The organism is Nocardia sp. NPDC059154 (genome assembly GCF_042755705.1).
In the GTDB taxonomy this organism is placed as follows: domain Bacteria; phylum Actinomycetota; class Actinomycetes; order Mycobacteriales; family Mycobacteriaceae; genus Nocardia.
The window spans coordinates 147,078-160,606 of record NZ_JBHZCS010000013.1; the positions used below are offsets into that span (position 1 = coordinate 147,078).

At 60.1% G+C, this 13,529-nt stretch carries 5 protein-coding genes; 4 read left to right on the forward strand and 1 reads right to left on the reverse strand.

From position 1 onward, the window contains the following. The first annotated feature begins 61 nt into the window (after positions 1–61). From ACFXN1_RS14490 to ACFXN1_RS14505, 4 genes are read left to right on the forward strand one after another with little or no spacing between them, the layout of a single operon-like run. Positions 62–1,279, forward strand: coding sequence for a restriction endonuclease subunit S (locus ACFXN1_RS14490; RefSeq protein WP_379444666.1), 1,218 nt, complete (start codon positions 62–64; stop codon positions 1,277–1,279). After that, complete coding sequence (locus ACFXN1_RS14495) at positions 1,279–5,466, forward strand: protein kinase (protein WP_379444668.1); 4,188 nt, start codon at positions 1,279–1,281, stop codon at positions 5,464–5,466. The genes ACFXN1_RS14490 and ACFXN1_RS14495 overlap by 1 nt, the downstream gene beginning before the upstream one ends. Beyond that, a complete protein-coding gene (locus ACFXN1_RS14500) occupies positions 5,466–7,157 on the forward strand; it encodes a hypothetical protein (protein ID WP_379444669.1) in 1,692 nt (563 codons plus the stop codon). Before ACFXN1_RS14495 ends, ACFXN1_RS14500 begins: the two co-directional genes overlap by 1 nt. Continuing rightward, entirely contained in the window at positions 7,154–12,751 is a 5,598-nt protein-coding gene (locus tag ACFXN1_RS14505; RefSeq protein WP_379444670.1) for a hypothetical protein, read from the forward strand. The genes ACFXN1_RS14500 and ACFXN1_RS14505 overlap by 4 nt, the downstream gene beginning before the upstream one ends. A gap of 481 nt (positions 12,752–13,232) precedes the next feature. On the opposite strand, the gene ACFXN1_RS14510 is transcribed toward ACFXN1_RS14505, so the two are convergent. Continuing rightward, positions 13,233–13,463, reverse strand: coding sequence for a tyrosine-type recombinase/integrase (locus ACFXN1_RS14510; protein ID WP_379463592.1), 231 nt, complete (start codon positions 13,461–13,463; stop codon positions 13,233–13,235). Positions 13,464–13,529: the final 66 nt, after the last annotated feature.

Here is a 13,529-nt window from a genome sequence, read left to right on the forward strand (position 1 = left end):
ACCACTTCAAGCGGTCACCGCTGGTCCGCATGGAGGAGTGTACCGCCCGCCGATTTTCGGTATGAGGTTCGCGCAGAACACCGTGGAGGATGAGCGGTATGGTGTCCCCTTTCTAACAAGCACCACCATGCTCCAAGCCGACTTGTCTACCTTGCCACTGATTAGTCGAAAGATGGCCGAGTCTGCAAAATATCGAATACTTCGTATTCAGCATGGAATGACCTTGATTTCGTGCTCGGGCGCCATTGGTCGCATGGTTTACACCCGAAGTGACATGGAGGGGATCTGGTCTTCACAGGATGTGGTGAAGATACTTCCCAACTCCAGCGAGATTCTTTCAGGATATCTTTACGCCTACCTCTCGTCGCCAATTGGTATCGAGTTGGCAAAATCGGGAACCTATGGTGCGCTCGTACCTCATATTGAGAGAGAACATCTTGTCAGGTTGCCGATTCCGCGGCTTGGCGACGAAGTTGAGCAACTGGCACATGCTCTCGTTGAGAGGGCTGCGGAGTCTCGAAGCAATGCTGCTGCAATGCTGAGGCAAGCGCAGGAAAAAGTTCGTAGTCTGTTCCCATCGGGAGCGGCTAATACGCATTCGGTCTGGGGAGTCGTCAACGCTTCACGTGTTCAATCACGGCTCGATGCCTATTACTTCAGCGAACGATGCATGATGGCTCGTCGCGCATTCGACGACGCTGATGTAGACGACCATTGCACTCTGGGGGAAGTGGCAGAGGTATTCATTCCTGGAATATTCAAGCGTCGTTACGCGGACGATCCAGAATTTGGATATCCGTACATTACAGGGGGTGACGTCTTTCAGATTTCGCCGACCTCTGATCAGTATCTGCTCCGGCCGATAGCCGACAAATATCGGCTGAGGGTTTCGAAGCGAACGATCCTCATACAGGAAGCCGGGCAACTCGGGGGGCTGATCGGGCGCAGTGCCCTAGTGGGTACCTACCTGGATGGATTCGCAGTATCTAACAACATGGTTCGAGTAACTACGAACGACGATTTGGATACTGGCTATGTCTTTGCGCTTCTGTCTACGTCTGAGGGTGTTCGGCTGATAGCTCGGGAATCGGCAGGGTCGAGCATTCCTCACATAGATGTTAATCGGGTACGCAACATCAGAATTCCCTGGCCGAGCATCGAAGTTCGGCGTGAGATCGGGGAGTTGGTCACGCAAGCTCAGACACTTCGTGACCAGGCATGCGTCGACGAGAATGAGGCACGCGCTATTGTTGAACGAGTAATCGAGGATGCCAGCTGATGGCTAAGGTGATCCCAATCGGCGAGCCAGCCAACGAAGCGGAGCGGCGAACAATCGCGCATTTGCGGGATCACCTGCCGGACGACTACCTAGTGCTGCACAACTTTGAGATCCATCGTGACGGCGAGGCGTTCGAGGTTGACGTGGCGATCGTAGCGCCACATGCGGTGTACTTGGTTGACGTCAAGGGTACACGCGGCTTGGTTGATGTCTATGGGTCCAAGTGGTACCCGGAACGTCGACAGCCGTACACATCGCCATTGATTAAGCTGCGCGCGCACGCAAGAAGCCTCAAGGGGATTATTGCTGGTAGCCAGCTCAACCGGCGTGACCTGGAGGGCGTTTACGTCGACGCTGCAATCGTGCTGGCGGCACCCGACGCAGTGCTGCAGGATCCGGGTGGCCGTGATGCACCGAACGTCACTACCCTTGCGAAGTCAGCGGCATTCTTCCAGAATTCTGGCCGAATTCCGAACAAATACAGTAAGAACATCCGGGCCATGCACAACATGGTACTCAAGGGGCTCCAGGGCGCTGCGCGACCACGTAGTGGGCCCCTGCGGTTCAATAGCTGGGAGATCGAAGAGCGCCTGGGCGGCACGGACTCCTACATCGAGTACCGTGCCTATAACGGGTACGCGGGTAAACGCTCAGGACACGTGCTTTTGCGCGTATACACGGCCGATCCGTATCTTCCGCCTGGTGAGCGTGCTCAGCAGCGCGGCCGTATTGCCAATGCCTACAATGCACTGAACCACATGCCTGGTCACCCCGCCATTATCGGGGTGCGTGATTTCTTTGCGAGCGAGCACGAGGACAGCTATGTCCTCGTTACCGAAGACATACAGGGGCCCGCTCTCCGTTTGCATATCGACAAAGCCAATCTGGCCCTTACCTTGGATCAGAAGTTGCGTATCGCCGATGAATTGCTGCACGCGCTGGGACACGCACATGAGCACCAGGTTGTCCATCGGAACGTCACTCCCAGCACGGTGCTTCTGGGCACCGATGGCCACGTACGCATTGTCGGATTTGACTTCGCTCGGGCGGGGATCGATCGCTCAAGGAGCATTGCTGCGGAGATTGTCGATGAGCTGGAGGCGGAGTACCAAGCACCAGAAGCATTTCGCGAGCCAGCCAACGCCAGTCCGGCCTCGGACATTTTCAGTGCAGGGCTGGTGCTGTATGAGTTGTTCACGGGCGAGAAGCCGTTCGCTGGCCCGACCGAGGTTTTCGATCAGAGCGGGGTCTTTCCAGTCAAACCGTCGCTGGTGCGCGGCGAGCTGCCCGAGGGCTTCGACGAATGGCTGCAGAACCTGTGTGCCTTCGATCCGGATAATCGGCTCACCGCGAGGCAAGCTGTCGCCGAGCTGGCTATCATGCTCGCTTCGGGAGGTGCCGATTCGTCTGACAAACCAGTCTCGCCCCCTGCACCAATGCTGCCTGAGACTGAGCCAGCAACGGCGACCGATTACAGCCGTCTGACGCCTGGAACACTGTTGGCGTCCAAGTTCCTGGTTGAGAAGCGGATTGGTGCTGGTGCGTTTGGCGTGGTGTACAAGGTTATTGACACTCTCGGTGACGTGCCTCGTGCGGTGAAACTGATTATCAAGGACCGGCACTCCACTCTTGATCGGCTGAAGAAGGAGTACCGCGTGCTGCTACGGGTGCCTGAGCACCCGAATGTTGTCCGTGTATTCGATGCTCAGTTCTCCGCCACCGGACACCCGCCACCGTTCATCGTATTCGAGTACGTCGAGGGCCAGAACGTCGGTGACATGGTCGCCGAAAGGCTCTTTTCTGCTGAGGATGCCCTCGACCTTGCCAAACAGACCGCTGAAGGTCTCGCACATCTGCATCGGCACGGGGCCTACCACTGTGACATCAAGCCCAAGAATTTGCTGTGGACCGACCGCGGCGTGCGGATTATCGACTTCAACGTGTCGGTACTCGCCTCCGCAGATGACGGTCATGGTGGGGGATCGCGGCGCTACCTACCCCCCGACATCGACCTGTCGGCGGTGCCTCAGCCGGGCGACCTCGCCGACCGTGACCTTTACGCCTTGGGCATCACTCTCTACGAGGCGGTGACGGGTCGCTACCCGTGGGATGCCAGCGCGCCACCGCCAGGTACACCGGCCGTCGATCCGAGCGAGCTGTCGGGCCTGGCTGACCTTGCGCCGGAGCTGGTGAGCGTGATTCTGAAAGCGATTGCGCCCAAGCGCGGCGACCGCTTCGCCTCGACGGCCGAATTGCAGGTGGCGCTGACAACCATCAAGCAGGCGCGCAGGCAGCGCCCGCAGGACGATCACAGTGATGCAGGCTCTACTGCCTGGACAAGTGGCGACCTGGGCGTAGGCGGATCCGTTCAGCCAAACACCAACCCCTACGTCACGCGCCTGCTGACGTTGTACAGCCAGAGCAAGCACAGCAACGCCGGCACTCGTGGATTAGACGCGTTTGGTGAGCAGACGTATGTCGAGACCGCGCTTGACCGAGACCTTGAGCCCGCGGTGCTGAGCGGCGAATTTCGGCTGGTGGTGATGACTGGCAATGCCGGCGACGGGAAGACGGCCTTTCTCCAACACCTTGAGAAGCGTGCCGAAGATGAGGGGGCGGATTTCGATGAGCCCAGAATCAACGGGCGCCGCTTCACGCTGCACGGCCGCACGTTCTTGACCAACTACGACGGGAGTCAGGACGAGGGCAACGACGCCAGCGACGATGTGTTGCGTGAGTTTTTCGGTGTCTTCGCCGGGACTGATCTCAGTGCCTGGACAGCTGGGGAGACCCGGCTAATCGCGATCAACGAGGGGCGTCTGGTCGACTTCCTGGCCTCGGAATCGGCCCGTTTCCCGGCGCTCGATCGCATCGTGCGCCAAGGGCTTGTCACCGGTGTTCCTGAGCATGGTGTGGCTGTAGTCAACCTGAATCTCCGCAGCGTTGTACGGGACACGAAGGATATCGAGACCGAACGGCGGCTGGGCGACGACGATTCTATTTTCGCCCGTACTTTGCGGAGCCTTACCCAGGACAGTTTGTGGGAACCGTGTGCTGGCTGCGATTTGCGCGACCGCTGCTATGCCTACCACAACGCGCAGACCTTCCAAGACGAGGTCGCTGGACCGAAGGTCCTCGAACGACTCAAGACCGCATACGTATTGACGCATCTGCGCGGGCGTTTGCACATTACGCTCCGGGACCTACGGTCGGGGTTGGCGTACATGCTCACCGGAGGCCGGGAGTGCCAGGAGATCCATGAGCTGTACCGAGTGGGTGACCGGGAAGCGATTCTCCAGGGTTTCTACTTCAACAGTTGGATGGGTGGGGACAGCGCAACAGCCGATCGCCTGTTGACGCTGCTGAAAGGCGTCGACATGGGACAAACTGACGACCCCCGGCATGACCGTTGGCTCGACTTCGTCTCACCAACTGCCGATCCGACGCTGTTTCGCTTCGACAGGCGTGGTGGCTACGATCGTGACGTTCTTCGCCGACTGTTCGATGACCTACCCCGCGAGTACGCGGGACGGCCTGTCGGCCACCGCGCGCGCGCCCACCAGCGGTACGTGGCGACGGCACGCCGTCGAGCGTACTTCGAGCGCCGCGACGGTGGATGGCGGCAGATGCTTCCCTACCGCTCGGCAGGCCGGATGATCGCACTCGTCAATGGCGAGGCCGTTATTAACGAAGCCTTGCCCCTGGTGTTGCGCGCCATCAACCGCGGCGAGGGGCTGAGTGATCCCGACAGATTCGGTGGGGATTTGGCGCTCCAGGTGCGCCAGGTTGAACGCGGCACGGTGCGGAGCTATCGCATGTTCCCGGCTGATCGATTCTTCCTCGCCGTCGACGACGAGTCCAGACGTGCTCGGTTCGTTGAGCACATGCCGACGGGGCTGGTGTTGCGTTATGAGGGCCCAGGTCGAAACAGGGCGGAGCTGCGGATGAACCTGGACATATTCGAGATGCTTGAGCGTCTCAACCAAGGTTACCGACCTAGCTTGGAGGAGCAACAGGGCTATTACCTGGACCTCACAGTTTTCAAGAATCTGCTGGGTTCGGAGCCGTACCAGGAGGTGTTGCTCACTACAACAGGCCATGACTTCTACAAGATCACTCGACATCAGGACGGCCGCCTGGAGATGACCGATGTGGCCACGGTGCAGACCCCGCGGAAGGCAATCTGATGGCACTCTCGAAACGGGATCGGGAGTTCCGCCTACGCAAGATTAGCTACCTTGAACTCAAGCAGCTCGATATGGATCGCGTGCTGACGGCGTTGTTCGCTCGTCTCGCTCACAACGGGTATCCCAGTCGACTGGGACGTAACTTTGACGTGACCACTGAGGCCTTCGTCGAGGAATTCCTCGAACATCCGGAGTGGTTTTCCGGGTTTCAGTCGCACCGGGACATCCTGGCACGTTGGATCGAGACCGACCTAATGGACATGGTGAACCGGGGCAAGCCGGATCAAGCCATTGCCTCGCCGCGGCCCTTGCACGGGTTCACCTATCGGTTCCGCAACAAGCAGTCGCGTTCTTACGGCGGAGCGCAGCACCTATACGAGATGCTCTACCATGCGCGCGGTGGTGCCGGGCAGAAAGCCATCGAGCACCTTCACTACTTCTTTTTCCAGGGGCACGACAAAGTCACTGGGCTTCCCGACAACGGTGCCACCCTTGATGTGGAGACCCAAGCCCTGCTGCGCCTGGTCGATCAGGTCAGTGATACCGCTGACACGCGTGTTCCAAGGGAGAGTTTCCCGCCATTGTGCGTCGGTTCCGCCGACCTGTTGGCCGAAGATGTGATGCGCCTTCTGTGCTACCAAGGATTCATCCCCCGCTCCGTAATGGTGGAGTATTTGAAGGTCTTGCTGTCCTTCCACCTCGCGCTATACCACTTGCGTCTGTTCAAGCTGTTGCCTTCGCTGGTTCGCCGCAAGGGGGTCGACCCGACCTGTGCGGAATGCCCGATGAGCCCAAAGAGCATGGACGACCCACACGGCGACTGCCAGCATCGGCCCGGGCTACTCGTGGACGTGGCCAGTAGGCCTGGGACGCCGACGGCTGCGCTCGCTGAGCGAAGCGCTGACGCTCACTACCGACGCATCCCGTCGTTTGTGAAGGCGTACTTCATCACGCGCAAAATGGATGAGTTCGCAACCGATCTCGTGCGCAGGGGGAAGTTGACGAAACCTACGAACGGTGACTTCTCCGTGGGCGAGGTCTTGCAGCTGTTGGGGCCAACACACACCAACGAGCGCGAGGTGTACTTCGCCCAGCGTGTCTACAGTCTTACCCAGGATTCCAGTGCTTCGGCTGACACCGATCTTGACCCCGAGTTGCGAGCAGTTGTTGAGATGGGCCTCAACGAGTTCGACACCTACATCGAGATGCTTGTCGCATTGCGCGGCCGCTTCCACGGTAAGTATGTCGCCCAATGCATGGACTCGCTGCTGATGAAGAACCGGCCCGGTGCATTGGTCGCTGGGCCTCGCGCAAAGGGCGGCGGCAACATGCGCTTCGTGCTCGACAGCCGCCTGTTGGAGGTCCTACTGCAGCTCGCGGTGCTCCGGCCGGGTGGAACTAGGGGCTACCACACCGGGGAATTGCGAGTCGATGGAGTGTTGACATTCCTGTGTGAGCGTTACGGGTTGTACGTTGACCGGCTGCCGCCTGGCGACGGGTTTGGTACACCGTCCATAACCGACCGACGGGCCCTTCGTGCGAACCGTGACGCGTTTGTCTCCCGGCTCCGAGAAGTGGGGTTTTATCGCGACCTGTCTGATGCATACGTCACGCAGACAGTGACCCCGCGCTATCAGATCGACGCAATTGGCGCCGTGGCGGATGCCATGGATGAAGGCGGTAAGGCATGAGCCAGGGCTTTCGAGAACTCCAGCCCTACGACCTGTCCGATGCACTGGAAAGCATCCTGTACCCCAGTCTCCGGGACTTGCTCCGGTCACGCGGTGAAGGCCACTGTATGCGAGTCACCGATCTGGACACCGACCTCATGGCCCGCCTATGTGGGCGGCTTCGCGCCGAGGTGCCGAATGCGGAAGTCGTGATCCTCGGCGACGGTCGTAATCCGGCCACGCCTTCAAGCCTTACGGTGACCAGTACCAAGCTCGTCGAGTTGCGGAACCCTCTGCCGAACGGAGAGCAACGGCCGCCTTTGCTTGTGTTCACACCTAGTGATGTGCGTGCAGCTGCTGAAGACTCCTTCGGCGCGGCAACGTTTGAACAGGTACAGCTTGGCGACATCTATGGGAAGGTTCGTACAAAGCTGCTCCAGGACATGCCAACTCCGATCCGGGGGGCGGTGGCAGAGGCGTTGGCTCGGCTCACCGACAGCCACCGGCCCTGGCCGTTTGCCGATCCGGTGGCGGTTGCGCGGTTCTTACTGACAGCCGCAGTTAACGGCAACGACCCAGAAGCCGTCGGGGCGGCGCTATACGAGCTTGCTCTGATACCAGACTTCGAGCTGTTCGCACGACCGGAGAAAACCCCCGATCGTGTCGCTCGTAATCGGGAGTGTGTACAAACGCTCACATGGTCGAGCAAGTCTGAACGTGGACGCGTGCACGACCTCGGCCTCGCCAATCGAGCTTTTCGACTCCAGCTCGGAATCTTTGCGGCCGAAGTCGGGCTCGACGATCCTCGCGCCTGGACTAGGCGCATCGTTCTGGACAGGAGTCTCTGGAGCCTGGCATTCAACAAGTGGGAGTTCGAGGACGGCGGCGAGGCGCCAGACGCTATTTGCGTCGCTGACGTCGAGACAAACCTGCCCGTGGTGGGCGACGAGGAGTCTGACGAGCGGCTGCGCCAGCTTGCCGGTCAGCGTGTCTTGCCAATCGGCAAGAATGGGGTCGGAAAGTTCAACGTGACCTTCCGTGTCGATCCAGTGCCCACGAAAGTTCGAAACCTCGCGGCGTTTTCCGTTCAAGTCATATCCAAAGAGCACGGACCGGTCGGCTTTGCCCGAAGCAAGCGAACGTGGACCACGAACCGCGCTGACGCGACTGTCAGTTTTACGAAAGTCAACAAAGTCGCCTGGGAAGAGGGATGGCACTTTATTCGCGTGCTGGCGAAGACTGCAGACGGCGACCTTATTCCCCTCGAAGACACCCACGGCAACCCTTTGCCGTGGGCCGCACGTGGAAGCGAATTTGTCCCGCGTCCCAACGAAAGCGACCTGTTCTACGTTCTCCCTGATGGTCAGGCAACAGATTACGAGCTGCCTCAGCGTGCGCTTCAACGCGAAGAGAGCCTGGTCCATGCACAAACACGTCTTCAGTTCTCTGCGCTTCTCGATAGCCGAGATCCAGATGGCGTGGCCGTAGTATCGGTGGCGTGGGCCGAGCGGAGCCAGACGGCGCGAGCTGCTGGCAGTGAGATGCTTGAGGTCAAGTTTGGCCGTGACGGCACGATAAACGTGCCAATCAGTCAGCCTCTAAAGGTTCTAGAGCAGAGAATTCTGGCAGCCGCCGACGGACCTATCAGTTGGCATCTCCCGATCGGCCCTGCTCACGCCGGACAGGCCACAGGGCAGGTCGCCCGCTGGCCGGATGGAGAGGCCGTCGTCCGATTTCTTGCCGCTCGAGGCAGGTATTTCGACGCAATCCGAGCCGGAACAAAAGAACTTATCACGCAGGCTGCCGATCTGCGTGCACTCCAATCGTTCATCGTCGAGTACGCCGATGCCTATCGAAGTCTTGTCCAGGACTTGCTTCGCCGCGCCGAAACGGGTGGGGCTGAGACAGCTCAGCTGGCGCTCGCGGACCTGCGCAATGTTCTGACGATCGACACTGTCACACTGGCGGTTCAGGACCATCGGGGCCGTCGGCGCGACGCAGCGATCGTGGCACCTACGCATCCACTTCGCGCACTCTGGCTCGTCTCTTGGGCGGAGTTGGCGCATCGATGGCTCCAGCACTCGAAGTCGGCGCCGCGGGAGTTTGTCGTGCCGACTCGAGACGCGCTCCTACGTTCCCTCACTCCGGTTAGCTTTCCGCCGGTTCTGCCGACGGCGCACGGTCGGATCCTCACTGCAGTCGACAACTTGCACCCGTTCTGGACGTTGTATGCGCCGTCACATGAGGAAGAGCCGCAAAGTCTCATCGGTGAGGTTTGTGACGCGCTCTCATTGCCTGGGTTCGCTCTCGGCGGCGCATCCATCGACGGCGCTTATGTAGCGTCCCGGGTCGAGCGATACCTCGTCCAGCATCCCTACGTGCGGACACTTGTAGTCAATGCGTTTAACGCTGGACATGCACGCATCCTTGCGGACATGCTGCTTAGCCTGCAGAAGCAGGAGACCTTCGCCGGCGTCCGGTACGACATCCGACTGTTCACATCCGACCCGGGCGCGTCTGGCATTGGTGACGCACTCGGCGACCTTCTTTCCCAGGCAGCGGAGGTGACAGCGAGCGAGGCCGATGCGTTCTCTACTCCCACCGAGACACACCTTCGCCCAAAGCTGGCGCTGGCCGTCCACCACCTCTCTGAGTTCCGGAGCTCTCCAGACGCCTACCCAGCACACCTTTCCATGCTGTTCGACCTGTTCCCAGCAGAAGAGGTCGGCGCTGTTCGGGCTTTGCGCGAGGAGGCCGTGGCGCCGATCCACGGCCTGGTACAGGACTTCCAAGTCGACTACCGGGAGGACGAATCGGCAGTTGCGTGGACCCGGCAGCCTAGGCATGGCCTCGCGGCTCCGTTGGAGGGCGCGGAGGAGTTGACCGACCTGCTTTCAACTCTCCCCTCGTTGCTGTCCAGCGCAATCGCCACTGTTTCCACCGGGCAGACGGGTTTGTCGCTGCGGCCTTTGGTCACACTCGCGCTAGGAGCCGAGGACCGCGGTCTCCTGTATCAAGTCCACGAGGTCAGCGACTGGGTTCTTACGCTCGACCGAAATATGGGAATTGAGTTCTTCGACCACGGTGGAGTAGCCGGAAGGCCCGATTACCTTATCGATCATTCCCCGGCTATAGAAGGTGGAGGACATCGACTGGTTATCACCTCCCGCTCGGTCACCGAACTTGAGGCCATGCTCAAGCCCGCACTTGAGCAACACCAGCTCAAAGCAGATGGGCGGCACGCGGTCGCGATTCTCGATCAGCTGCGGTCGTTGTCCGGGCGCTTGGCACTCAAGCTAATCTCGTCGCCCACACAACGCGCCGAGGCTCTAGGCCTCGCGCTCTCCCGCATGTATCTGGAACACCAGGGGGTGTTTAGCAATCAGGTTGTTGTGCCCCTCGATGCTCACCTGGACCTGTACAACGCGCTCAAACGTAACGCCGATGAACTTGACGAGGAGGTCACTCTCCGCCGCACCGACCTTGCGCTGTTCGACCTGGATGCTGGTGCTCGTACGATCACTTGCCGCTTGGTAGAGGTGAAGTGCTACCGCCAAGTTGGAGACCTCGGCGCGTACAACCAGCTCAAGGACGGCATTGTCGAGCAGATCACACAGAGCGAGAACGTGCTCAGCCACCACTTCGATCCCGATCGATGGCCGACCGACCGGCCCGATCGGCCGGTCAAGACTCGGGAGCTTGCCCTACTGCTCGAGTTCTACCTCGACCGCGCGGTTCGGTATGGGTCTATGGCCGAGGCCGCAGTCGAGGAGGCGCGTTTCTTCCTTCGAACGCTGGATAACGGATATCGGCTGAACTTCACCCGAGCAGCATTGATCTTCGACTTCGACAAGCCTGGGACGGAGCCTGCCGAGCATGAGTCGGACATCGAGTTTCACCGAATCGGCGTGGATCTCATCCAACAACTGATCGACGCCGCGGCCCCCGCGCCGACCGCCGAAGTCGATGGGATATCCACTGCCGAGGGTGGTGTGGCTGCTCCTGCTCGCGGCCAGGCCCGAATCGGCCGCCGACGTGAACTTGCCCCGTCCGTCCCGACGCTGGACGAGGCGGCGTTCCTCGGACGAGAGCGGGACCGCTCAGTCTCATGGGACGAACTCCGCACTCGGCAGACCCTAGGCGAGGAGGACTCGGCCCTCCCGAGCATGCGAGCGACGGTCGCTAGTGCTGAAAATGGTGACACCAACGCCGGAGACGGCGCTCTACTGGATGTTGACGACAACAAGCGCACAGACGATCCGCGACCCGCGGATGAGGCAAACACAGCAGCGACAGAAAACCCCAATCACGAGCCAGAAGCTGAGATCCCTGTGCATGCAAAGTCGGACGCTTCGGAGGTTGCGCGTTCACCCGAGCGGGCCGGGCGGCAGACCGGGTCCCGTACCACCTCAAAGCCTGATGTGATAATCGGGGTCAGTGACGATTCACCGCAGTATGGGATCCTGGGCGAATCCTCTGGTCGTACTGTTGCTGTCGATCTGAACCAGACACACACCATCAGCCTCTTCGGCGTCCAAGGCGGGGGAAAGTCCTACACGCTGGGCACGATCGCCGAAATGGCCTCGACATCGATCCCGAACATCAACCGTCTTCCCCAACCTCTAGCCACGGTGATCTTCCATTACAGCCCAACGATGGAGTACAAGCCCGAGTTCACCTCTATGGTTGCGCCCAACACGGACCAGGAGCAGATCAAGACGCTGAAGGAGCGTTACGGTGCCGAGCCGAAAGCGCTGACCGACGTGCTGCTGCTCGTCCCGGCGGACAAGCTCGACGAGCGGCGTCAGGAGTACCCTGGCATCGAAGTCCATCCCTTGAAGTTCGCCGCGGCAGAATTGCAAGCCAGTCATTGGCGCTTCCTCATGGGCGCGGTCGGTAACCAGGCCACTTACATGCGCCAGCTCAACCAGATCATGAAGCGACTTCGCAGCAATCTCACGCTCGCCAGCTTGCGCCAGGGAGTCGATTCATCGACCATGCCTGACCACCTGAAAGACTTGGCACGGCTGCGCCTTGACCTGGCGGCGACCTATATAGACGATGACGTCCGCCTCAGCGAGCTCATCCATCCCGGTCGCCTCGTTATCGTCGACCTTCGCGACGAGTTCATCGAGAAGGACGAGGCGCTAGGTCTATTCGTGGTCCTGCTCCAACTGTTCGCCGCCGCGAAGCACGATGGGTCGGCCTTCAACAAGCTCGTCGTGTTCGACGAGGCCCACAAGTACATCGAGAGTCCCGATCTGGTCGCCGGCCTCGTCGAAGTTGTCCGGGAGATGCGGCACAAAGGCACCAGTGTGCTGGTCGCCAGCCAGGACCCGCCCTCTGTGCCTGTGTCCCTGATCGAGCTGTCCAGTCAGATCATCCTCCACAAGTTCAACTCGCCAGCCTGGCTAAAACACATTCAGAAAGCTAACGCCGCGTTGGCGGGTCTGACGCCGGACAGGATGGCACATCTGCGTCCCGGCGAGGCGTACGTTTGGTCAAGTAAGGCGACCGATGAGGCCTTCACTACAGGAACAGTTAAGGTCCGCGGCCGTCCTCGTGTCACGCAACACGGCGGGGGAACGAAAACAGCCGTAAGGGAGGATCATTAAGGGCTTTGATGGAGTATGCGCGATACGAGACTTGCAAAGTCGCGCTCTGGGGCCACGATTGGCGCATGTCTAATGCGCCGCGTCGACACCGCCACACGGCTGACTGACTCTGCATCCTTCGTTACGGGCTTCGTCTGATGGGTGCGCCGCAGTGTGCGCCCACGTACGCCCTCCCCGTAGCAATGTCCGGGTTATTCGCCGACATTGGCAACGGATTTGGCAACCGGACGCAGTGAAATCCAGCGGGCCGGGTGATATGACGCGGACAGCGCGGACGAACGAAACCCCGCTGACCAGCACAGAATGGATTCCCCGGAACGCAGAGGGACCGCGTGGGACGGGTCCTTGTTGGCTCATAACCCAGAGGTCGCAGGTTCAAATCCTGTCCCCGCTACTAGGGGAAACGGCCCGGAACCAATTGGTTCCGGGCCGTTTTCGCGTTGGTTTGGCATCATGTTTGGCATCATTAGCCAACTCAGTTTCATGGATGTTGCGCCGTCGCAGGGATTTCGCGGCGTCCCAGCATGTAGCTGGCGGCGCGGTCGGCGGCGGCTTCGTCTATGCCGGGCAAGACGTGCTGGTAGGTCTTCATAGTGAAGGCCACGTCCGCGTGACCCGCGCGTTGGCTGACCACCTTCGGGCTTACTCCGGCCATCAGCGATGCCGTGATGTAGGTGTGGCGGAGGTCGTGGTTGTGCCGATGTCGGCACAAACATGATTATGCCGACCTGCGGGTTGTGCCGATCGGTGGCGAAAGCTGTTGCGGTATGGCGTGATC

Excerpts from the sequence above, each read along its gene's own strand:
- ACFXN1_RS14490 (WP_379444666.1), top strand. The coding sequence starts at position 62 with ATGAGGTTCGCGCAGAACACCGTGGAGGATGAGCGGTATGGTGTCCCC.
- ACFXN1_RS14495 (WP_379444668.1), top strand. The coding sequence starts at position 1,279 with ATGGCTAAGGTGATCCCAATCGGCGAGCCAGCCAACGAAGCGGAGCGG.
- ACFXN1_RS14500 (WP_379444669.1), top strand. The coding sequence starts at position 5,466 with ATGGCACTCTCGAAACGGGATCGGGAGTTCCGCCTACGCAAGATTAGC.
- ACFXN1_RS14505 (WP_379444670.1), top strand. The coding sequence starts at position 7,154 with ATGAGCCAGGGCTTTCGAGAACTCCAGCCCTACGACCTGTCCGATGCA.